At 68.4% G+C, this 22,725-nt stretch carries 19 protein-coding genes; all 19 read right to left on the reverse strand.

Annotated features, from left to right (window positions below; genetic code table 11):
• Positions 1 to 10: 10 nt before the first annotated feature.
• A complete protein-coding gene (locus tag V7053_RS01415) occupies positions 11 to 484 on the reverse strand; it encodes a hypothetical protein (protein ID WP_334170476.1) in 474 nt (157 codons plus the stop codon).
• Positions 477 to 4,013, reverse strand: a complete 3,537-nt coding sequence (dnaE, locus tag V7053_RS01420) for a DNA polymerase III subunit alpha (RefSeq protein WP_334170477.1) — start codon at positions 4,011 to 4,013, stop codon at positions 477 to 479. The genes V7053_RS01415 and dnaE overlap by 8 nt, the downstream gene beginning before the upstream one ends.
• A gap of 30 nt (positions 4,014 to 4,043) precedes the next feature.
• Positions 4,044 to 4,970 (reverse strand): RluA family pseudouridine synthase, encoded by a 927-nt coding sequence (locus V7053_RS01425; protein WP_334170478.1) that lies wholly within the window; start codon positions 4,968 to 4,970, stop codon positions 4,044 to 4,046.
• The gene (gene lspA, locus V7053_RS01430; protein WP_334170479.1) at positions 4,963 to 5,568 is read right to left on the reverse strand and encodes a signal peptidase II; all 606 of its coding nucleotides are present in this window, start codon (positions 5,566 to 5,568) and stop codon (positions 4,963 to 4,965) included. Before lspA ends, V7053_RS01425 begins: the two co-directional genes overlap by 8 nt.
• Before the next feature lie 70 nt (positions 5,569 to 5,638).
• The gene (locus V7053_RS01435; protein ID WP_334170480.1) at positions 5,639 to 6,262 is read right to left on the reverse strand and encodes a DivIVA domain-containing protein; all 624 of its coding nucleotides are present in this window, start codon (positions 6,260 to 6,262) and stop codon (positions 5,639 to 5,641) included.
• Positions 6,263 to 6,388: 126 nt separating this feature from the next.
• Positions 6,389 to 6,676 (reverse strand): YggT family protein, encoded by a 288-nt coding sequence (locus tag V7053_RS01440; RefSeq protein WP_334170481.1) that lies wholly within the window; start codon positions 6,674 to 6,676, stop codon positions 6,389 to 6,391.
• 5 nt (positions 6,677 to 6,681) lie between these two features.
• A complete protein-coding gene (locus V7053_RS01445; protein WP_334170482.1) occupies positions 6,682 to 7,212 on the reverse strand; it encodes a cell division protein SepF in 531 nt (176 codons plus the stop codon).
• A gap of 74 nt (positions 7,213 to 7,286) precedes the next feature.
• Complete coding sequence (locus V7053_RS01450; protein ID WP_334170483.1) at positions 7,287 to 8,024, reverse strand: YggS family pyridoxal phosphate-dependent enzyme; 738 nt, start codon at positions 8,022 to 8,024, stop codon at positions 7,287 to 7,289.
• Positions 8,017 to 8,757, reverse strand: coding sequence for a polyphenol oxidase family protein (locus tag V7053_RS01455; protein WP_334170484.1), 741 nt, complete (start codon positions 8,755 to 8,757; stop codon positions 8,017 to 8,019). The genes V7053_RS01450 and V7053_RS01455 overlap by 8 nt, the downstream gene beginning before the upstream one ends.
• On the reverse strand, positions 8,754 to 9,959 hold the full coding sequence (gene ftsZ, locus V7053_RS01460; RefSeq protein ID WP_334170485.1) for a cell division protein FtsZ: 1,206 nt from the start codon (positions 9,957 to 9,959) through the stop codon (positions 8,754 to 8,756). Before ftsZ ends, V7053_RS01455 begins: the two co-directional genes overlap by 4 nt.
• Before the next feature lie 174 nt (positions 9,960 to 10,133).
• Complete coding sequence (locus V7053_RS01465) at positions 10,134 to 11,153, reverse strand: FtsQ-type POTRA domain-containing protein (protein WP_334170486.1); 1,020 nt, start codon at positions 11,151 to 11,153, stop codon at positions 10,134 to 10,136.
• Positions 11,143 to 12,603 (reverse strand): UDP-N-acetylmuramate--L-alanine ligase, encoded by a 1,461-nt coding sequence (gene murC, locus V7053_RS01470; protein WP_443022479.1) that lies wholly within the window; start codon positions 12,601 to 12,603, stop codon positions 11,143 to 11,145. Before murC ends, V7053_RS01465 begins: the two co-directional genes overlap by 11 nt.
• Positions 12,600 to 13,712: an undecaprenyldiphospho-muramoylpentapeptide beta-N-acetylglucosaminyltransferase gene (gene murG, locus V7053_RS01475; protein ID WP_334170487.1), complete on the reverse strand. Its 1,113-nt coding sequence runs from the start codon at positions 13,710 to 13,712 to the stop codon at positions 12,600 to 12,602. The genes murC and murG overlap by 4 nt, the downstream gene beginning before the upstream one ends.
• 26 nt (positions 13,713 to 13,738) lie before the next feature.
• A complete protein-coding gene (gene ftsW, locus V7053_RS01480; RefSeq protein ID WP_334170488.1) occupies positions 13,739 to 14,995 on the reverse strand; it encodes a putative lipid II flippase FtsW in 1,257 nt (418 codons plus the stop codon).
• A gap of 3 nt (positions 14,996 to 14,998) precedes the next feature.
• Positions 14,999 to 16,543 (reverse strand): UDP-N-acetylmuramoyl-L-alanine--D-glutamate ligase, encoded by a 1,545-nt coding sequence (gene murD / locus V7053_RS01485; RefSeq protein ID WP_334170489.1) that lies wholly within the window; start codon positions 16,541 to 16,543, stop codon positions 14,999 to 15,001.
• Positions 16,540 to 17,649, reverse strand: a complete 1,110-nt coding sequence (mraY, locus tag V7053_RS01490) for a phospho-N-acetylmuramoyl-pentapeptide-transferase (protein WP_334170490.1) — start codon at positions 17,647 to 17,649, stop codon at positions 16,540 to 16,542. Before mraY ends, murD begins: the two co-directional genes overlap by 4 nt.
• A complete protein-coding gene (locus V7053_RS01495) occupies positions 17,646 to 19,151 on the reverse strand; it encodes a UDP-N-acetylmuramoyl-tripeptide--D-alanyl-D-alanine ligase (protein ID WP_334170491.1) in 1,506 nt (501 codons plus the stop codon). The genes mraY and V7053_RS01495 overlap by 4 nt, the downstream gene beginning before the upstream one ends.
• Complete coding sequence (locus V7053_RS01500; RefSeq protein ID WP_443022481.1) at positions 19,144 to 20,793, reverse strand: UDP-N-acetylmuramoyl-L-alanyl-D-glutamate--2,6-diaminopimelate ligase; 1,650 nt, start codon at positions 20,791 to 20,793, stop codon at positions 19,144 to 19,146. Before V7053_RS01500 ends, V7053_RS01495 begins: the two co-directional genes overlap by 8 nt.
• A gap of 108 nt (positions 20,794 to 20,901) precedes the next feature.
• Complete coding sequence (locus V7053_RS01505) at positions 20,902 to 22,713, reverse strand: peptidoglycan D,D-transpeptidase FtsI family protein (RefSeq protein WP_334170512.1); 1,812 nt, start codon at positions 22,711 to 22,713, stop codon at positions 20,902 to 20,904.
• Positions 22,714 to 22,725 lie beyond the last annotated feature (12 nt).

Raw genomic sequence — 22,725 nt, forward strand, 5'->3', positions numbered from 1 at the left:
GTCGAAGCGATCAGCGGCGCGCGGGAGGGCTCCACAGGACGGTCACCAGCGCGAGGATGACGACGGCGACAATGGCCGGCCACAGCGCGAGCGCGCTGAGCGCGTCGAGGCCGAACGCTGAGCCGTCCACGCTCGGATCCTTCCGCGACGAGCCCAGCACCTGGCCGAGGCCGGTTCCGGTGAGCCACATCAGGAGACTCCCGATCACCGAGCCGACCAGGGCCGCGAGGTAGCGGGCAGCGAAACCGAAGCGAAGGTGCGCGCGGACGACGAAGACCACGACGACGAGCCCGGCCAAGGCCGCGAGGCCCGCGAACACGAGGTCGCGAGGGAGCCACTGCTGATAGTCCGAGCCGTCCCCGTACAGCCGGCCTCCCGGCGCCGCGAGCCACCAGACGACGCCGAGCACGATCCCCGCCACGAGAGGCGAGAGCAGCCAACGGAGGACAAGGGGCCACCCAGGCCAGAGGCGGGGCTCAAGCATCGAGGCACGCCGGGCCGAGGAGGACTTTGAGGTCGCCGAAGAGGGCAGGATTCGGATTCACGCGCAGATGGACTCCCAGTTTCATGACCTCGATGCTCCGGGTCCCTTGGAGCCGGAGCTGGACCTCGCTGTGCCCCGGATGCGTCTTGAGCACTTCGCCGAGCCGGGTGACGACGCGCTCCGTGGCCTTGTGGGTCGGCATCGAAATCACGACGGGGCCGCCGTCGGCCTGGCTCAGGTCGGGGACAGTGAGCTCCATCGCGCTCAGCATGACGGCGCCGTCGTCCCGCCGCTGGAGGCGGCCCTTGACCACGACGATGAGGTCCTCGGCGAGGATTGACGAGATGGGCCCGTAGACCTGGCCGAAGAACATGACCTCCATCGACGCACCCAGGTCCTCGACCTCGGCCCGCGCATAGGCGTTGCCACTCGCCTTGGCAATGCGGCGGCTGAGCGACGTGATCATGCCGGCAATCGTGACGATCGCGCCGTCGGCCGGGCCTTCGTCCGAGATGAGCTGGGAGATCGCATGGTCCGCGTGACCCTCGAGCACGCCCTCAAGGCCCTGGAGCGGATGGTCCGAGACATAGAGTCCGAGCATGTCGCGCTCGAACGCGAGGCGGTCCTTCTTCTCCCATTCGGGCAGCTCGGGAATCTCGACCGCGAGCCCCGACGAGAGTTCGCCGCCCGCGCCGCCGTCGAACGCGCTGAAGAGGTCGAACTGGTTGGCCGCCTCGTTGCGTTTGAGGACGACGACGGCGTCGACCGCCTCTTCATGGATCATCGCCAGGGAGCGACGCGGGTGGCCGAGCGAGTCGAACGCACCGGCCTTGATGAGCGATTCGATCGTGCGCTTGTTGCAGACGACCGCCGGGACCTTCTGGAGGAAGTCGCTGAAGCCGGTGAACGCCCCCTTCTCCTCGCGGGCTTCGACCATCGAGTGCACGACGTTCGCGCCCACGTTGCGGATCGCGCCCATGCCGAAGCGGATGTCGTTGCCCACTGGGGTGAAGTTGAGCGCCGACTCGTTGACGTCCGGCGGCAGGACGGTGATGCCCATCCGTCGGCATTCGTTGAGGTACATGGCGCACTTGTCCTTGTCGTCGCCCACGGACGTCAGGAGCGCCGCCATGTATTCGGCGGGATAGTGGGCCTTGAGGTAGGCGGTCCAGTACGAGACGACGCCGTAGGCCGCCGAGTGCGCCTTGTTGAAGGCGTAGTCGGAGAACGGCAGCAGAATGTCCCAGAGTGTCCTGACCGCATCGGCTGAGTACCCGCGCTCGCGCATTCCAGAGGAAAAGCCTTCGAACTGCTTGTCCAGCTCGGACTTCTTCTTCTTGCCCATCGCGCGCCGAAGGATGTCGGCTTGGCCGAGCGAGTAGCCGGCGAGCTTCTGCGCGATGGCCATCACCTGCTCCTGGTACACGATCAGGCCGTAGGTCCCGCCGAGAATGTCTTCGAGGGGCTCCGCCAGTTCCGGGTGGATCGGCGTGATTTCCTGCAGTCCGTTCTTGCGCAGCGCGTAGTTCGTGTGGGCGTTCGCGCCCATCGGGCCGGGACGGTAGAGGGCGAGGACGGCGGAGATGTCCTCGAAGTTGTCCGGTCGCATGAGCTTCAGGAGCGACCGCATGGGACCGCCATCGAGCTGGAAGACGCCCAGCGTGTCGCCGCGGGCCAGGAGCTCGTACGAATCGGCATCGTCGAGCGGGAGGCGTTCGAGGTCGAGGTCCTCTCCTCGATTGAGCTTGATGTTGTCGAGCGCGTCGGTGATGATCGTGAGGTTCCTCAGCCCGAGGAAGTCCATCTTGATGAGGCCGAGGCCCTCGCAGGTCGGATAGTCGAACTGCGTGATGACCTGGCCGTCCTGCTCGCGGCGCATGATCGGGATGATGTCGATGAGCGGATGCGACGACATGATGACGCCGGCCGCGTGGACACCCCACTGGCGCTTGAGGCCCTCTAGCCCGAGTGCCGTCTCGAAGACCCGCTGTGCGTCCGCGTCGGTCCGCAGGAGCTCGCGCATCTCCTCGGCCTCGCCGTAGCGCTTGGCCTCAGGGTTGTGGATGTCGACGAGCGGCATGCCCTTGCCCATGACGTCGGGCGGCATGGCCTTCGTGAGCCGCTCGCCCACCGAGAAGGGGTACCCGAGCACGCGGGAGGAGTCTTTGAGCGCCTGCTTGGCCTTGATCGTTCCATACGTGACGATCATCGCGACCCTGTCGTCGCCGTACTTCTCGGTCACGTACTTGATGACCTCGGGACGGCGGCGATCATCGAAGTCCACGTCGAAGTCCGGCATCGAGACCCGATCAGGGTTGAGGAAGCGCTCGAAGATGAGGCCGTGGTCGAGCGGGTTGAGGTCGGTGATCCGCATGGCGTACGCAGCCATGGAACCGGCACCGGAACCGCGGCCGGGGCCGACGCGGATTCCGTTGTCCTTGGCCCAGTTGATGAAGTCGGCAACGACGAGGAAGTAGCCCGGGAAGCCCATCTGGGTGATGATCCCGATCTCGTACTCCGCCTGCTTGCGGACCGCGTCCGGGATCCCGTCCGGGAAGCGGTAATGGAGGCCACGCTCGACCTCCTTGACGAACCACGTCTCCTCGTTCTCCCCATCGGGGCAGGGGTAACGGGGCATGTAGCTCGCCTTGGTGTTGAACTCGACGTCGCACCGCTCGGCGATGAGCAGCGTGTTGTCGCACGCCTCGGGGTGGTCGCTGAAGATAGCCCGCATCTCTGCCGGCGACTTGAGGTAGAACTCGTCGGCGTCGAACTTGAAGCGCTTTGGGTCGGCGAGCGTCGAGCCGGACTGGACGCACAGGAGCGCGGCATGGCTCGAGGCATCCTCGGCGTGCGTGTAGTGGAGGTCGTTGGTCGCCACGAGCGGGAGCCCCAGGTCCTTCGCGAGCTTGATGAGGTCCGCCTGCACCCCGCGCTCGATGTCCAGGCCGTGGTCCATGACCTCGCAGAAGAAGTTCTCCTGGCCGAAGATGTCCCGGAACTCCGCGGCGGCCTCCCGCGCCTCCTTGTAGAGGCCAAGACGCAGTTTGGTCTGGACCTCGCCGGACGGGCAGCCCGTCGTGGCGATGAGCCCCTTGCCGTAGGTCTGGAGGAGCTCCCGGTCCATTCGAGGCTTGTAGAGGTAGCCCTCGAGGGAGGCGAGCGAGGACATGCGGAACAGGTTGTGCATTCCCTGGGTGTTTTCCGCCCACATGGTCATGTGCGTGTAGGCACCCGCGCCCGAAACGTCATCGCGCCCGCCGTCGCCCCACCGGACGCGCGTCTTGTCCCGCCGAGCGGTTCCCGGAGTGAGGTACGCCTCGACGCCGATGATGGGCTTGATGCCCGCGTCGGTGGCCTTCTTCCAGAAGTCGAAGGCACCGAAGACGAACCCGTGGTCCGTCGTCGCGACGGCGTTCATGCCGAGCTCTTCCGCGTGGCTGAAGAGGTCGCCCAGACGCGCCGCGCCGTCGAGCATCGAGTACTCGGTGTGGTTGTGGAGATGAACGAACGACCCGGTGGAACTCACTGCTCCAGTCTAGGCTCGACGTCCGACAGGTCAGCGGCGGTCGCCCCGCAGCGTGTCGATCGCGTACTGCAGATCGGCCGGGTAAGGACTCGTGACCTGGATCCACTCGCCGGTGCGAGGGTGGGCGAAGCCGAGCCGGTACGCGTGCAGCCACTGGCGTGTGAGGCCGAGCTCGGCGGCAAGCCGTGGGTCGGCTCCGTAGGTGAGGTCGCCGGCGCAGGGGTGGTGGAGCGCGGAGAAGTGTACGCGGATCTGATGGGTGCGTCCGGTCTCAAGGTGGATCTCGACGAGGCTCGCGCGGCCGAACGCCTCGAGGACCTCGTAATGCGTCACGGAGGCGCGGCCGTCCTCGACCACGGCGAACCGCCAGTCGTAGCCGGGGTGCCGGCCGATCGGCGCGTCGATCGTGCCCTCGAGGGGATCCGGAAGCCCCTGCACGACGGCGTGGTAGACCTTGTCCACCGTCCGCTCCTTGAACGCCCGCTTGAGCGCGGTATAAGCGGGCTCGGTCTTCGCCACGACCATCGCGCCCGAGGTCCCCACGTCGAGCCGGTGAACGATCCCGGCGCGCTCCGGAGCGCCCGAGGTCGAGATCCGGAAGCCGTCGGCCGCGAGGCCACCCACCACCGTGGGGCCGACCCAGCCCGGGGACGGGTGTGCGGCGACGCCCACCGGCTTGTCGACGACCACGAAGTCCTCGTCGTCGAGGAGGATCTCGAGGCCGTCCACGTGCTCCACCACCACTTCCAGGGGATCGCGCCCTTCCGGCGCGTCGACTTCGATCACTTCGCCGGCCGTCAGCCGGCCGGACTTGGCCAAGGGACGGCCGCCGACGGTGGCATGGCCGCCGGCAAGCAGCTGTGCAGCCGCCGAGCGCGAGACCCCCAGCAAGGCTGAGAGCCCGGCGTCCGCGCGCGCGCCCGCAAGCTCCTCCGGCACACTGTACCGTTCAGGCACCCGGCGTCTCCCCGGCGTCGTCCGAGGGACCGCTTGCGCCCTTGGCGCTGCCGCGTCCGTGACGGGTGCCGTCTGCCCCAATCCCGAGGAGTGTGAGGAGACAGATGAGGGCCACACCGGTGACGACCGCTGAATCGGCGACGTTGAAGATGGCGAAGTTCGGCAGCTGGATGAAGTCCACGACGTGCCCCATCCCGAAGGACGGCTCGCGGAAGAGCCGGTCAGTGAGGTTGCCCAGCGCCCCTCCGAGGACAAGGCCCAAGGCCACCGCCCAACCGATCGAGCGGACTCGGCGGGCAAACACGATGATCGCTACCGCGACCACGGTCATGATGATGCTGAAGACCCAGGTGACGTTCTCTCCGATGGAGAACGCTGCCCCCGAGTTCCGGATGTAGTACCAGTGCAGGAGCGGCGGAAGCACCGGGATGCGCTCCCCCTCCACCATGGTGCTGGTGACCCAGTGCTTCGTCGTCTGGTCGAGAACATACGCGACGACCGCAAGGGCCGCGAGGACCACCAGGGCCCGGCGGTCGATCCGCTTCTCGGGCGCGGGCTGCTGGTTCCGCGGAGGCGTCACCGGGGAGGAGTTGTCCATACTGCTTTCCGTTGGCATGCCGAAGCCGGCGACCGCAGGATTCGCGGCCGCCGGCTCGGGACTTCGCTTGTCAGACCTCGGCGTTGTCGGGGATCTCGCTCGACACGACCGAGCCACGGGCGTCGAGATCGCGGAGCTGACCCTCGATGTAGGCCTTGAGGCGTGCCCGGTAGTCGCGCTCGAATCCGCGGAGCTGCTCGACCTTGCGCTCGAGTACCGAACGCTGCTGCTCGAGGGCGCCCAACGTCTTGCGGGACTTCTCCTGGGCCTCGTTGACGAGGCTGCTCGCCTCGATCTGGGCCTCGGCGATGATCTTGTCCCGCTGGTCGATGCCGTCCTGCACATGCTTGTCGTGCATCTGCTGTGCCATCGCAAGGAGGCCTGCGGCCGACTCGGCCGTCTGGTTCACATTCGCCTGAGCGGGGGCCGGAGCCTGGGCGGGCGTCGGCTCCGGCTTTGCGACCTCAGCGGGCTTCGTCTCCTGGGCGGCCGGCTTCTCCGCCGGAACAGCAGCGCCGCCCTTGGAGGTGAGCTCGGCGACCTTCTTGCGAAGCTCGTCGTTCTCCTGGTTCAGACGGCGAAGCTCGATGACGATCTCGTCCAGGAAGTCATCAACCTCGTCCTGGTCGTATCCCTCGCGGAACTTCGTCGGCTGGAAACGCTTGTTGACGACATCTTCTGGCGTCAGAGCCATCTGCTCACCTCTTTGGTCTAGTCAGTCAGGGGCTTGCGCCACCTTGACTACCGTAACTGACTTGCGCCCGCACGCTCCACTCCGCGGCATCATGCCGCTTCGTGGCGTCGGGACTCTGCTATGAACCTACGCGAGATTCCTAACGATTGCCATAGCGATGTTGACAACAATCGCCAGGACGATAAAGCCGAGATCGAGACTCATCGAACCGATCCGGACTGGCCGGAGAAGGCGCCGTGAAAGTCTCATCGGCGGATCCGTCACCGTGTAGATCGCACTCGCAGCGACGAGCGAAGCGCCTCTCGGCCGCCACGACCGCGCAAAGGACTGCACCCAGTCATAGACCAAGCGCCCCAGGAGTGCCACGAAGAACAGCTCGAGGAGCAGATAGACGACGGCCCACAGGATGCTCACGGAACTCAGCTCTGGTTGAAGAAGGTGGCCTGCCCGTCGCTGACCTTCTTGTCCTCGCCGAGGACTTCGATGGTCGTGGGCGTCAGAAGGAAGACCTTGTTCGTGACACGCTCGATGCTGCCGTGGAGGCCGAAGACGAGGCCAGCCGAGAAGTCCACGAGTCGCTTCGCGTCGGCCTCGCCCATGTCCGTGACGTTCATGATCACGGGAATGCCTTCGCGGAAGCTCTCGCCGATCACCTTGGCGTCGTTGTACGAACGGGGATGCACGGTCGTGATCTGGCGGAGGCCAGAGTCCTCGCGGACCGCGGCAGCGCGCTTGATGGGGGTCACGGGGGCCCGGTACTCCTCTACTTCGGCAGCAGCAGGCTCGCGGGTGGCGAGCGCCTGACGGCGTTCTTCACGCTCGGTGTGCACCGGCTTGTCCTCTTCCGTACGTACGTCTTCCGTGCGGGCGTTCTGGGGCTCAGCCTCGAACTGCTCATCGCTGTCCGCGAGGCCGAGGTAAACCATGGTCTTCCGCATAACTCCGGCCATGCTCGACTCCTGTACTCGGGCCGCGCGGTCCTCGTGCACCGGGTCCCGGCCCTGAAGGTCCCGACTCTTCGACGCTACAACACGCGGGGCCGCGGACCGAGCACATCCGTACCGATCCGAACGTGTGTCGCACCTGCCGCAATCGCCTGCTCGAGGTCCTGGCTCATGCCTGCAGACACCATCGTCGCACGCGGATGGCTCTTTCGCAGTTCAGCCGCACAGTCAGCAAGGCGCGCGAACGCACGAGCCGGTTCCTCTCCCAGCGGGGCCACCGCCATGATGCCCGCGAGCCGCAGCGCCGGAGAGGAGGCGATGAGGTCGGCCAGGGACGGGACGTCGGCAGGGAGTGCGCCCCCTCGTCCGGGCGCCGCATTCTGGTCCAGGTTCACTTGGATGAGGCACGCGAGCGGAGGGCGACCCTCACGCGCCCGGTCGGACCCGGCGGCCTTGGCGAGCGCCGAGGCGAGAGCCGGCCGATCCACGGAATGGACCGTGTCGGCGTACCGCACGACGCTCTTGGCCTTGTTGGTCTGGAGTTGTCCGATGAAGTGCCACGAAAGGTGGAGATCGCCGAGCAGGGCGGCCTTCGCGGATGCCTCCTGGTCGCGGTTCTCCCCCACCTCCGTGACCCCGAGTCCGGCCAAGGCACGGACGTCGCTCGCCGGATGAAACTTTGTGACCACGATGAGCTGGGGGGCCGCGTCGCGGCCCGCGGCACGCGACGCGGCCTCGATCCGTTCCCGCACCCGGGCCAGGTTGGCCGCGAGCTCGGCACGGCGTTCGTCCGTCGGCAGGGTCGGCGCCTCAGCCATGCGACCACACGACGCCGGCGAACCGACCTTCCCCGGGTGCACGGCGGTGCGAGAACAGCCGCGCCTCCTCGAGCGTGCAGCCAACGGCCTCCTTGTGCACCGCAACCCCCAATCCGGCGAGCTGGCGTTCGACGCCGGCGGGCAGGTCGAGCGCGGGCGTGCCCCACGAGGTGGCCGAGGCCGTCCCCGGCGCGAGCGCCGAGACCTCGTCACGCAGCGGGGCGGGAACTTCGTAGCAGCGGCCGCAGATGCTCGGCCCCAGCCAGGCCTCGAGGTCCGCCGCTCCGCGCCGTCGCAGTGCCTCCACAGCAGCAGGGACCACGCCCGCGGCCAGCCCGACGCGGCCAGCATGGACCGCGCCCAGCGCCGGGCGCCCGTCGTCGAAGTGGCCCGCAAGCAGGATGGGCACGCAATCGGCGACCATGACCGCCACCGGAACGCCGGCCGAGAGGAGCGCGTCCGCAACCGGAGCGTCCCCACTCTCTTCCGCCCACACGGCCTCTGCCCCGTGGACCTGCTCCATGTACTGCACGCGCTCGGTGCCGACGGCCGCCGCGAGCGACGCCCGGTGGCGGCGCACGGCGTCGTCGTCCGAGCCGACGTGGAACGCGAGGTTGCCTGCGGCGACGGCGGTGAAGGCGGCAGTGACGCCGGGACGGATGTCCCGGCGCCACCAGAAGATGTCCGTTGCGACGGCGCCTTCCGGGCCCTGCCCGGACGTGCGCTGGGTCACTTGAGGAAGTCGGGCACGTCGAGGTCGTCGCGCGAGCCGGTGAGGTCGTGCTCGACCACGGCGGGCAGTTCGACGTCGAAACCGGAGTCGGCGGGCGTCGTGTGGGACTGGCTCCACTGGCTGAGACCGCCGTGGGTCTGCGCCGGCTGGGCGACCGGGCGCGTCGGGGCCTGCTGCGGGGCGGACGACGGCGGTCCGGCCGGGGCGGGAGGCGCCGCCTTGGCCTTCGTGTCCTCGAGCGACGGCGACGTGGCCTTGACGTCGTCGAAGCCGGCTGCGATGACCGTCACGCGCGCTTCGTCGCCGAGCGCGTCGTCGATCACGGCGCCGAAGATGATGTTCGCCTCGGGGTGCGCGACCTCCTGGACGAGACGCGCCGCCTCGTTGATCTCGAAGAGGCCGAGGTCGCTGCCGCCTTGGATCGAGAGGAGCACGCCGTGTGCGCCGTCGATCGACGCCTCGAGCAGCGGCGACGCGATGGCGAGCTCGGCGGCCTTCACGGCGCGGTCCTCGCCCCGCGCGGAGCCGATACCCATGAGCGCGGAGCCCGCACCCTGCATGACGGACTTGACGTCGGCGAAGTCGAGGTTGATGAGGCCGGGGGTCGTGATGAGGTCCGTGATGCCCTGGACGCCAGACAGGAGGACCTGGTCGGCGGAGCGGAACGCATCAAGGACGGAGACGTTGCGGTCGCTGATCGAGAGCAGCCGGTCGTTGGGGATCACGATGAGCGTGTCCACCTCGTCGCGGAGCGCCTCGATGCCATTCTCGGCCGACGTTGCGCGACGGCGCCCCTCGAACGTGAAGGGGCGCGTGACGACGCCGATCGTGAGCGCACCGAGCGAGCGGGCGATCCGTGCGACGACCGGCGCACCGCCGGTGCCGGTTCCGCCGCCCTCGCCTGCGGTGACGAAGACCATGTCGGCCCCGCGAAGGACCTCCTCGATCTCGTCCGCGTGGTCCTCCGCCGCCTGGCGACCGACCTCCGGGTTGGCGCCGGCGCCGAGACCACGGGTGAGCTCGCGGCCGACGTCGAGCTTGACGTCCGCGTCGCTCATGAGCAGCGCCTGGGCGTCCGTGTTGATGGCGATGAATTCCACACCTCGCAGACCGACTTCGATCATGCGGTTGACTGCGTTCACGCCACCGCCGCCAATGCCGACGACCTTGATGACGGCCAAGTAGTTCTGCGGTGCTGCCACGTTGAGTGTCCCTTGTTCGAAAGCCTGCTAGTTCTGCAAGAGGCTGGATCCCACAACCTTAACCCTCAACTGGAAGGTTATAGTTATGTCAACTAGCTCTTGGTGAAGACGGTATTTCCCGGGATTCGCAGGCGCAACGACCATGACAGCGTGTCGCCGTCATTGTGTCGCGCCCTATCGCGTCACGGGATGCCACGGCGTACTGACATCGAAGACGTTCACGGGGGCCTGGCCCTGCGCCGGATTCTGTGCGCTCTTCATGAGCGCTTGGAGCACCTTGGCCTTGAGGTCGCGGTCCTGAGCGTTCCCCCAGACAACCGTCTGGCCGTTGGAGAGCTTGAGCTGCACCGAGTCCACGGACTCGGCCGAGGCCGTGGCCAGCTGACCGAGGACGTCCGCCGGGAGGGCCGAAAGCACCCCGGTGACAGCCAGGAAAGTGTCGTGCGACATGTGGGCGCCCTGCGGGTCGATGACCGGCACGGGATAGGCCGACGGGTCCTTCGCCGTCGCTATCTGGACTCCGTCCCCGTCGACCACGGAGTATCCGTCCGTCTGCTTCACAAGAGCTACCGGCACGCGTTCGACGACTGTGACCAGGAGCGTGTTCGGCGGGACTGCCCGGCTCTCGACAGACTTGACCTGGACGATCGGTGCTACGAGGCGGCTCACGTCGGAGGGAGTGACGAGCGGCAGCGGCCTGCCCCGCAGTGGCGCAAGGGCTGCTTGGACCTGGGCCGGGGCCAGCATCTTCGTGCCCTCGACGGTGATCGTGCGGACCGCCAGCACGGGGCTGAAGACGGCGAGTGCCATGACGGCCGCGACCACCGCAACGATGGAGACGACGGCGAGGATGGCCCGGCGCCGGACTCGCTTCGCACGCGGAACAGGGAAGGCGAGCACGGGCGCAGGTCGCCGCGCGGCACGGCTGGGCCGATCATCGGAGCCGTCGACGGCGTCCCCGACCTCGGCATCTCGGGTGCCGGCATCGGAGGCGTCGACGGGATGAAGCACGGTGACCTTGGCCGAACGGCCGAGCGAGATCCGGCTGCCGCCCGGGTCTTCGCTGCCGCCGGCGACGAGCGGCGGCTCGTCGAAGGACGTCCCGCCGTGGTCCTCCGCAGTCGACGGGCTAGACGTCGGAGACCCTGAGGACCCCAGCCGGGGAACCCCCGGCTTCCGTGGACTAGGCGCCATCTTCCGCCCCCCTTCTCCGGCCCGAGCCTTCCAGCGCCGCCAGGAGGGCCGGTCCGAGGGCCGTGACGTCGCCCGCACCGACGGTGAGCAGGATGTCTCCGGGCGCGGCGATGGCGGCAAGCTCGGCGACCGCCTTCTCCGCCGACGGCGCGTAGGAGCCTTCCGGGAGGGTATTGGCCACGAGCTCGCTCGTCACGCCGGGAATCGGATCCTCCCGGGCAGGATAGATGTCCAGCACACGCACTGTGTCAGCCGCCGAAAGCGCTGCTGCGAAGTCCCGGGCGAACTCCCGCGTGCGGGTGAACAGATGTGGCTGGAAGATGACGTGCACGCGCCCCTCCCCCGCGACCGCGTGCGCCGCACCCAGCGCCGCGCGCACCTCCGTCGGATGGTGGGCGTAGTCGTCGTAGACCCGGACACCGCGCGCCTGGCCCTTGAATTCGAACCGCCGCGCCGCGCCGCTGAAGGTCGCGAGCGAGGCGGCCGCGGCTCCGGGGTCCGCCCCGAGCCCTACGACGACGGCGGCGAACGCGCCCGCCGCGTTGAGCGCGTTGTGGGTTCCGGGCACTGTGAGGGGAAGCGGAACGGTGCCTCCCTCCCATTCCACTTCCCATCCTGGCGACGCGCCGTGCTGCGCGACGAGCCGCACGTCGGCGTCGGCTGACGTCCCGTAGAGGAGGACGCGCGGACGGCCGCCGAGCGCCGTTCGCCGCCTTTCCGCGACTCCTCGAGCGCCAGGGTCGTCTCCGCAGGCGACGAGCAGGCCCTCGGAGGGCAGAAGCCCTGCGAACTCGTCGAAGGCGGCCCGGACAGCCTCCGCGGTGCCGTAGTGGTCCAGATGATCGGCTTCGACGTTCGTGACGACCTCGACGAGGGGCCGATAGTTCAGGAACGAGGCGTCCGACTCGTCGGCCTCCGCCACGAAGATGTCCGCCGCCCCGTGAGCGGCGTTGACACCGAGGGCCGGGATGTTGGCCCCGATCGCGAAGCTCGGGTCGAGGCCCGCGCCGCGCAGCATCCACGTGGCCATCGACGTCGTCGTCGTCTTGCCGTGGGTTCCGGCCACCGCGAGGACACGGCTCCCGGCCATGGCTGCGGCCAGCCCTTCGGAGCGGTGCAGGACGCGGAGGCCACGGGACCGGGCTTCGGCAAGTTCAGGGTTGTCGGGCCGGATCGCCGACCCGGCAACGACCGTCTGCGCGTCGCCGAGGTTGGCCGCGTCGTAGCCGACGGCGATCCGTGCGCCGAGCGCGGAGAGATCGGCCAAGACGGGGAGGTCCTTGGCATCCGAGCCGCTCACCGGCACGCCCCTCGCGACCATCACGCGCGCCACGGCCGACATGCCCACACCACCGACGCCGACGAAATGGACGCGCCCGAGTTCCGCCAGGGCAGTGCCGAGCTCGCCCGCGCCGGTTGGGTCCCCCTGGATCGAGTTCTGTCCGTTCACGCCTGAGCCGCCTCCATCACCATCGCCGCCATCGCATCGTCCGCGTCGCGGACTCCGAGCGCTTTCGCTCGCTCGGACATGTCCTTGAGCCTCACGGGGTCCGCCAGAAGCGGCAGCACTTCGCGTTCAACCCATTCCGGAGTGAAGTCCGCGTCCCGAACGAGCAGCGCCCCGCCGGCTTCGACGAGGCCGCGTGCGTTGAGGGCCTGCTCCCCATTGCCGATCGGAAGGGGAACGAACACCGCGGGGACCCCGACGGCTGCAACCTCGCAGACCGTGCCGGCGCCCGCGCGGCACAGGAGCAGGTCGGCCGCGGCATAGGCAAGCTCCATGCCGTCGACGTACTCGACCTGTCGGTAGCCCTCGGCGGCGAGGGGCTCGCCGTCGTCGCCCTTGACCGCCTTGCCCCGGCCCGTGATGTGGAGGGTCTGGATGCCCTCCCGGGAGAGTGCCTCCAAAGACGCCGCCAGCGTCCGGTTGATGCTCAGGGCACCGGACGACCCGCCGGTGACGACGAGCGTGGGCCGCTCGGGATCGAGTCCGAGCGCACGCCGGGCATCGCCCTGCACCGCCTCTCGGTCCAATCTGGACACCTCGGGCCGCATCGGCATTCCCACGAGCCGCGCGTGCCGTAGCTTCGTCTCCGGGAACGCCTTCCCGACCCGTTCGGTGAAGAGGGCTCCGACCCGGTTGGCCAGACCCGCACGGGTGTTGGCCTCGTGGAGGACGATCGGGGTCCCTCGCCTCCGCGCCGCGATGTACATCGGGGTGCAGACGTAGCCGCCGACTCCGACCAGCACGTCCGCCTCTGCCCGCTCGAGCACTTCCGTCGCCTGGCGCACTGCGCGGGCGAGCCGACTGGGCAGGCGGACGAGGTCGAGGCTGGGGCGGCGCGGGAGGGGCACCCGATCGATCGTCGCCAGTTCGAATCCCGCCTGGGGTACGAGCCTCGTCTCCATCCCCGACGCCGTGCCGACAGCGAGGATCTTCGCCGAAGGCTCACGCCGCACCACGGCCTGCGCGATGGCCAAGAGCGGGCTGACGTGCCCTGCGGTTCCTCCACCGGCGAGGACGACGGACAGTCCGGACGATGACGCGTGCGCGGGCATTCCAGTGGAGTCCTCAAGGGGCATTGCTACGTGGTGACCTTCCGCTTCGTCGCCGTCTGCGACCTCTTTGCGCGGCCGAAGATCCGCTTCGGGCGCTCGCTGCCCTCGGGTCGTATCTCCTCGCGGGCCAGAGACAAGACTACGCCGATGCCGCACAGACAGCTCACGAGCGCCGAGCCGCCCGACGAGATGAAGGGCAACGGCACGCCGATGACCGGGAGGAGGCCCGTGACCATCGCCATGTTGAGGGCGGCCTGGCCGAGGATCCAGGCCATGATCGTGCCAGCGAGCACTCGGGGGAAGAGCTCCTTCTGGCGCACGACGACCCGGAAGATCGCGATCGCGAGGACCGCGAAGAGCGCCAGGACGAGCAGCGTGCCGAAGAGCCCCAGCTCCTCGCCGAGGACCGAGAAGATGAAGTCGTTCTGGGCCTCAGGGATCCAGTTGTACTTCTGCCTGCTCTGGCCGAGCCCCACACCGAGCCAGCCTCCCGAGGCGAGGCCCTGCAGGCCGTTCTGGACCTGGTACCCGAAGTCGGCTCCTTGGGTGCACATCGCCGGTGATTGGCCCAGCCATTCGTAGATGCGGCACATGCGGTTCGCACTCGTCACCGCGAAGCCGGCGGCGCCCACACTCATGAGGGCCCCGGTCGCCACGAAGATGCGCGTCGGGATCCCGCCGAAGAACAGGCCGGCCGTGACGACGAGAAGGATCACGAGCGTCGTCCCGAGGTCGTGGCCCCAGATCACCAGACCGGCGACGAGGAGCCCCATGGGGACGACCGGCACAAGGGCGTGGCTCCACCGGTCGAGGAGTTCGGACTTCTTGTTCAGGACGGTGGCCATCCACAGCGCCAGAAGGAGTTTTGCGAACTCGGAGGGTTGGACGCTGAACCCGGCGACATCGATCCAGTTTCGGTTGCCGAGGACCCGGCTGCCGACGATCTGCACGAGCCCGAGGAGCACCAGGGTGATAGCCATGCCCGGCCAGGCGAACCGTTTGAGCCACCTCACGTTGATGCGAGAGATCACGAACATCCCGACGACGCCGAGGACACCGAAGAGAGCCTGCTTGAGCGCCGCGCTGTAGGGGCTCTCGCCGAGCGAGATGCTCTCGACGCTCGATGCCGAGAGCACCATCATGATGCCGATCGCGGTCAGGGCGAGGGTTGAGCCCAAGATGAGGTAGTAGCCGGCGCCCGCCCCAAGCCGTCCGGGGCCCTCGAGGCGTCCCCACAGCGTCTGGACTGTCCTCGCCGGACGTTCCTGCTGCGCTGTGGCCATCCTCTACTCCTTGCTCTGGGCCTTCCCCTCGGCGAGCCTGCGCACGGCGTCGGTGAACGCCTTGCCACGCTGCGCGTAGGACGCGAACTGGTCCATCGAGGCAGCCGCCGGTGCCATGAGCACCGTGTCGCCCGTCCCCGCGGCCTCTGCCGCGCGCTCGACGGCGCGGGCCATGATGGTCGCCCCGTCGGGCCGGTCTTCTTCAGTGTCGCCCGGCTCGATGCGGATCACCGGGACATTCGGAGCGTGTCGCGCGAGGGCTCCCGAGAGGTCGCTGCTGTCGACCCCGATCAGCACAACCGCCTTGAGTCGGACCGCCTGCCGCGAGACCAGCTCGTCGTACGTCACGCCCTTGGAGAGCCCGCCTGCGATCCACACGACGGAGCCGAAGGCGGCGAGTGAGGCACTCGCCGCATGGGGGTTGGTCGCCTTCGAGTCATTGACCCAGACGACGCCGTCGATCGTCGCCACGGGCTGGATGCGGTGGTCGCCGGGGAGGTAGTTCCGCAGGCCCTCGCGGACCGCGACCGGCTCTACCCCGACGGCACGCACGAGGGCCGCGGCTGCAAGGGCGTTGGCCACCATGTGGCGGGGTGCGATCTCGCCGAGGTCCGTGACCGAGGCGAGCTCCGCCGCGTGGTCACGCCTCTCCGGGATGAAGGCACGGTCCACGAGCAGCCCATCGACGACTCCGAGCATGCTCAGTCCAGGGGTGTGGGTGGTGAAGCCGATGGCCCGGCAGCCCTCCACGACGTCGGCTTCCTCGACCATCCGCTCGGTCTCGATCTGCTCGGCGTTGTAGACCGCCGCCATCTGGGTGTTGCGGTAGATCTTGGCCTTGTCGGCGAGGTAGCTCTCGTAGGAGCCGTGCCAGTCCACGTGGTCCTCGGCGACGTTGAGCACGACCGACGCGACGGGTGAGAGCGACTCGGCCCAGTGCAGCTGGAAGCTCGAGAGCTCTACGACGAACGCGTCGTAGTCCACGGGCTCCCGGATCGCGTCGAGGATCGGTGTGCCCACGTTGCCCACAGCAACGGCCTTGAGCCCCGCGGCCCGCAACATGGACTCAGCCATGCCCACCGTCGTCGTCTTCCCGTTGGTGCCCGTCACGGCGAGCCACGCTGCCGTCTTCTTGCCGCGCCGTGACCGCACCCGCCACGCGAGTTCGACGTCGCCCCAGACGGGGATGCGCTTCCGGTCTGCCGCGGCGAGGACAGCCTGATCCGGCCGCCAGCCGGGGGAGGTCACGACCAGGTCCGGCAGCTCCCCCTCGACGAGGGGAAGGGCCTGCACCGCTTCGGGGCCGAGCAGCACGTCGACGGCGCCGACGATCCGGAGGGTCTCCGCCTGCGCCTGGGTCCGCTCGGTCACCGATCCGTCGACGACGACGACGCTCGCCCCGAGTTCGATGAGCGTGTCGGCCGCGGCGAACCCCGAGATCCCGATGCCTGTGACGACGACCCGGAGCCCGGACCAGTCGGCGTCCCATGAACTGAGCGATGCGAGCCGTTCACGCCGTTGCTCCTGCAAGTCCTTGCCTCCGGTCACAGTCCAGCCACCCACTCCGCATAGAACACTGCCAGCGCCACGGCCACGAAGAGCCCTGCGAGAATCCAGAATCTGACGACCACCGTCACCTCGGCCCAGCCCTTGAGTTCGAAGTGGTGCTGGAGAGGGGCCATCTTGAACAGGCGTTTCCCCTTTGTGAGCTTGAAGTAGCCCACTTGGAGGATGACCGAGAGCGTGATGAGCACGAACAGGCCGCCCATGATGCCGAGCAGGAGTTCGGTGCGGGTGAGGATGGCGAACCCTGCGATCGCCGCCCCGATCGCGAGCGAACCGGTGTCGCCCATGAAGATCTTCGCGGGCGAGGTGTTCCACCATAGGAATCCGACGAGCGCGGCGCTCATGATCGCGGCGAGCAGCGCGAGGTCGAGCGGATCGCGGACCTGGTAGCAGACCGAGCCGGGCACCCGCGCGGAGCCGCAGTGCTGGTTGCTCTGCCAGATTCCCATGAGGGTGTAGGCGCCGAAGATCATGATGGATGCCCCGGCCGCGAGACCGTCGAGGCCGTCGGTGAGGTTCACGCCGTTGCTGGCTGCCGTCACGAGGAAGTTCGCCCAGATGACGAACAGGATGGCGCCGAGGACCGAACCGCCGAACGCCAGGTTGAGCCACGGGATGTCCCGCAGGAACGAGATCATCGTGGACGCCGGCGTCCTGCCCTGTCCGTCCGGGAATTGGAGGACGAGGAGGGCGAAGATGATGCCGATCGCACCCTGGCCGATGAGCTTCGCCCGCGCGCTCAGGCCCAGGCTGCGCTGTTTCGAGATCTTGATGAAGTCGTCCAAGAAGCCGACGATGCCCATGCCGACCATGAGGAACAGGAGGAGCATGGCGGACATGGTGGGGCCGCCGGCGCCGGGATGCATGAGCCACACAATGAAGTGGGCCAGAAAGTAGGAGAGCACCGTGGCGAGGACGAAGACCGCGCCGCCCATGGTCGGTGTTCCGCGCTTCGTGTGGTGGCTTGTCGGTCCGTCGTCCCGGATGAACTGCCCGTACCCTTTGTGGACGAGCAGCCGGATGAAGAGCGGCGTGCCGGTAAACGCGAGTACGAGGGCGAGCCCGGCACCGATGAGCAGGGCGATCACATGAGCTCCGTTCGCGCGGTGTCAGTCGGCTGAGCCTGCGCGGCCCATGCTATCCGATCGCCGAGATGCCGAAGCCCCACACCATTCGACGACTTGACGAGGACGAGATCGCCGGGTTCGAGTTCGCGCTCGAGAAGCGAGAAGGCCTCGTCGACGTCCTCGACGAAGGTGCATTCTTCGCCCCAGGAGCCTTCGTTGATTGCCGAGATGTACAGCGCGCGCGCCTCGCGCCCGACGACGACGAGCCGGTCGATGTTGAGCCGCACCACGAGCGTCCCCACGGCAGTGTGGGCGCTGATCGACTCGTCGCCCAGTTCGAGCATGGCTCCCAGGACTGCCCAGGTGCGACGCCCGCGGCCGAGGTCGGCGAGCGTCTGAAGCGCGGCCCGCATGGACTCGGGATTCGCGTTGTACGCGTCGTTGATCACCGTGACGCCATCCGCGCGGTCGGTGCGCTCCATGCGCCAGCGGCTCGCGGCCCCCTGGGCAGAGAGGGACGCCGCGATGGTCTCGGCCTCGACGCCCGCAGCGTTGGCGGCGCCGGCGGCGGCGAGGAGATTGCCGAGGTGGTGCGCTCCGATGAGCTGGCTGCGGACCGGGATGGGTGCCGCTCCCCCGATGCTCAGCCCGAACACGGGCCTGCCCTCCTCGTCCGTGCGGCTCTCGACGGCTGCGACGAGCGTCCCCCGCGCCGCGGCCTCGGCGGCCGCATCCGGGTGGGCGGTGAAGAACGTCTTGCGGGCCGTCGTCCTGGCCTCCATGGCCCGGACTCTGGGGTCGTCGTAGTTCATGACGGCGGTTCCCTCCGGAGCGAGCGCCTCGACGAGTTCTCCCTTGGCGATCGCAATGTTCTCGACGCCCCCGAACTCGCCCGCATGGGCGCTGCCGACGACCAGGACGACACCGATATCCGGAACGACCATGTCCGCGAGGTACCGGATATGCCCAATGCCGGTCGCGCCCATCTCGATGACGAGATAGCGGGTCGCTTCGTCTGCCGTGAAGACCGTGAGCGGGACGCCGACTTCTCCGTTGTACGAGCCCTGGGGCGAGATCGTCGACGTCGGACCCGCGGAGCCTTCCGGTGTGGAGCGGAAGATCCCCGTCACGAGATCCTTGGTTGTCGTCTTCCCGGCGGAACCCGTGATGCCTACCACCGTGAACTTCTGCCCACGCTCGGCGCGCTTCTCCCGGATCCGGCGCACGGCCTCCTTCGCGAGCGCTCCCATGGCGAGCACCGCGTCTGGCACGACGACGGACGGGAACGGGTTGCCCGCGTCGTCGGCGGCCTCGCGTTCGCACAGCGCGAGGACCGCGCCGGACGCGAACGCGGCCCCGATGAAGCTGTGTCCGTCGGCGCGTTCCCCGGGCTTCGCGACGTACAGCGAACCGTCGACGACCTCCCGCGAATCGGTCGTGACATGGGTCGGGATGGTCTGCGGGTCGCCGACAAGGCGCCCGCCGGTGATGCGGGCGATCTCCGCCGCGCTGAACTCAATCATCGGTTGTGGACTCTATCTGCTCATCGACGGGGCTGAGGAATCCACGGCCCACCAGGGCATCGCGAAGCTCAACCCTGTCGTCGAGGGCGTGGTTGACGCCCTTGACCTCCTGGAACACCTCATGGCCGCGTCCGGCTACCAGGACGACGTCGTCCTCCCCTGCGAGCTCGACCGCACGGCGGATGGCCGCCGCACGGGGAGCCACCTCCTCGATCGTCCGGCCGAGCCCCCTTGCGGCGTCTTCGCGCCGGGCGCCCTCCGCGACATCGCCGCGGATTGCCGCAGGATCTTCGTCATGGGGGTCGTCGTCGGTCACGATGACCACCTCGGCACCCCGCACGGCCACAGCTCCCATGAGGGGGCGCTTGCTTTGATCCCGCTGCCCCGTTGCGCCGAAGACGATGATCACCCGACCGGTCCCATCGGGAGGGCGCACGGCGGCGAGAGCCCGCTCGAGCGCATCGGGATTGTGCGCGAAGTCGACCACGGCCGCCGGTCGGGTGCCCACGAGCTGCATTCGGCCGGGGACCTCGACGCTGAAGGGGTCTCCGTCGTCGGCCGCCCGCTGGATACGCTCGAGCGGGACGCCTGCGGCGTGGACCAGGAGGGCGGCGAGGGACGCGTTGGCCACGTTAAAGGCGCCGGGGAGACCCGTTCGAAGCCGCAAGGCTCGGCCGTCCGGACCCGCGAGCTCGAAGGCAGTGCCGAGGCCCTCGCGACGGCTGTCCGCAAGCCTCCAGTCTGCCGGAGCGCCGGCGAGGGAGAGCGTCGTGACCGGGATGGGGGCCGAGTCCGCGAGGCGGCGCCCCCACGGGTCGTCGACGACGACGACGCCGCGCGTCGCGCGCTCGGGCGTGAAGAGCCGGGCCTTCGCCGCGAAGTAGTCCTCCATGGTGACGTGGAGGTCAAGGTGGTCCTGGGTCAGGTTCGTGAAGCCCACTGCGTCGTAGCGAACGCCGTCGACGCGGCGGTATTCGATCGCGTGCGAGGAGACCTCCATGGACGCAGCCGTCACGCCCTTTTCACGCATGAGGGCGAGAAGGGCGTGGACGTCCGTCGACTCGGGGGTCGTGAGGCGGCTGGGGATCGGCTCTCCGCCGGCCACGATCTCGATCGTCCCAATGAGACCCGTGCGGTGTCCGAGCGCTTCGAAGAGGGAATTCACGAAGTAGGTCGTCGTCGTCTTGCCATTGGTGCCTGTGACCCCGAGGAGCAGCGGGCGAGGACCGGAGTCCGGCTGGCTGTCGAACACGAGCGCCGCGACGGGCCCCACGGCTGCCCTCGCGTCGCCGACCACCAGGACGGGGACCGCCTCGTCCTCGTCGAGGGCGAGGAGATGCGCCCCGGCCTCGTCGGTCAGGACGGCCACAGCGCCAGCCTCGATGGCCGGCGGCACGAACGACGCCCCGTGCCGGCCCGTGCCTGGCACCGCGACATAGAGGTCGCCCGGCTCCACACTCCGCGAGTCGAGCGCCACTCCCGTAAGGTCCACTCCGGCGGTGCCTTCGTGCGGAAGCCCGAGCAGTTCAGCGACTTTCGCGAGCGGTACGGGCCGAGTGTGCTGTGGACGGAAGGCGGACCTCGACCCTGCGCCCCTGTGGGACGCGGACGGCTTGTCCACAGAACTCGCGTGCTCGCTCACATTCACCTTCGTTGCATTTCGGGGATTCCAACTCTAGCCGCTGGGCCGGGGACAGGGTGGCCCCGCCCGCGCCGCGGCGACCGCTCGAGCAGCACTCGTCGAAGCCTGCTACTTGCCGTACTGCGGGTAGGCGACGGGGGTTCCCGTCGACGGCGGGACGTTGTAGAGCCGCAACGCCTGGGACATGATGCTGCGGAAGACCGGGCCCTGCGTGATGCCATAGATGTTGCCCTGAGGCCGCTGGATGACGACCGCCACGATGAAGCGCGGATCCTCGATCGGCGCCATGCCGATGAGCGATGCGGTGTACCCGTCGTAGCCGGGCGTCCCGTCGTCCCGGGGCGCCTGGGACGTGCCGGTCTTGGCACCGACCCGGTACCCGGGAATGCCGGCGTCCTTCACCTCGCCCATGGTCACGTCGCTCTCAAGCATGTTCTTGACGAGTTGCGCCGTCTGCGGGCTGATGACTTGCGTGTTCGGCTTGGCGGGCGACTTGCTCTCGACGCCGTTCGATCCGATATAGCCGTCGATGAGCCGAGGCTGCACCATCGTGCCGTTGTTCGCGATGGCGTCATAGGCGCGCACCGTCTGGAGCGTCGACTGGGTCACGCCCTGCCCGAAGAGAATGGTGTTCTGCTGGCGCACGTCCCACTTGTCGGGGGTCGCGAAGATGCCCGATGCCTCGCCGGGAAGGCCGATGTCCGGAGCCTGGCCGATTCCGAACTTCGTGAAGTAGTCGTATCGCTGCTGGTTCGTGAGCGCCTGACCGGCCAGGACCGTACCCGTGTTCATCGAATAGCCGAGGATGCCGGCGAGAGTTCGATTCTCCGTCCCATGGGTGAAGGCGTCGCTGAAGGTCTGCCCCTCTTCGGTCACGGTCGGCGGGACCGTGTATTCGCTCAGCGGATTGGCTTTGCCCTCTTGGATGAGCGCTGACATCGTGAGCGCCTTCTCGACGGACCCGGGCTCGTACGCCGCTGTCACGGCGCGCACTCCGCGGTCCTGCGCGCGGGTCTTCGAGGGGTCGTTCGGGTCGACCGGACTCGTGTCGGCCATGGCGAGGATATCGCCCGTCTTGGCGTCCATCACGATCGCGTTGCCCCATTCCGCATGGAGCTGGTCGACCGAAGACTGGACAGCCTGCTGAGCGAAGTACTGCAGATCGGAATTGATCGTGAGTTTGATCGTCTGGCCATTCTGAGCCGGCGTCAGGTCATCTGTCGCGACCGGGATCCGCAGGCCGTCCGCCCCGATCTCGTACGTGCGCTTGCCGTCCGTGCCTGAGAGCAGCGAGTTCTGCGTCTGCTCGATCCCCGCGAGACCGGTCCCGTCGCTTCCCACGAAGCCGACCAGGTTGCCGCCCACCGCGCCCTGGGGGTACACGCGCTGCGACGTGCCTTCGGAGTAGACGCCCGGGAAGGCCAGGTCGGAGACGCGCGATTCGACGTCAGGGGTGACGTTTCGGGCGACGTAGTTGAACTTCCTGCTCCCCGTGACGGCGGCGCTGACCTGGTCCACCGTCATGCCGAGTGCGCCCGCCAGGTCCGAGATCGCCTGGTTCCGGGTGACGGTGACAAGCTTCGTTCCGTCGCCGTCCTTCTCCGTGCGCTGATAGTCAGTGAAGTTCGAGGCCACCGTCTGGTCGACGGTGATGTTGTATCGAATGACGCTCTGGGCCAGGACCTTGCCGGTGGAGTCGAGGATCTCGCCGCGCTCTGCGGGAAGGACGGTGGTCTGCAGGCGCTTGTCGAGCGCGGCCTGGGCGTAGCCGCCGATGTCGAACCCCTGGACCATGACGAGCCGGCCGCCGATGACCAGCAGGAGCACGAGCATGATGCCGACTCCGAGGCGGAGTCGGCCGGTGACGTGCGGGAGCCTGATGGGACTCCCGGAGCGACCTCGGCCACGGCCCGCCGTCATCCGTCCCGTCTG

Source organism: Sinomonas sp. (genome assembly GCF_036848755.1).
GTDB lineage: Bacteria > Actinomycetota > Actinomycetes > Actinomycetales > Micrococcaceae > Sinomonas.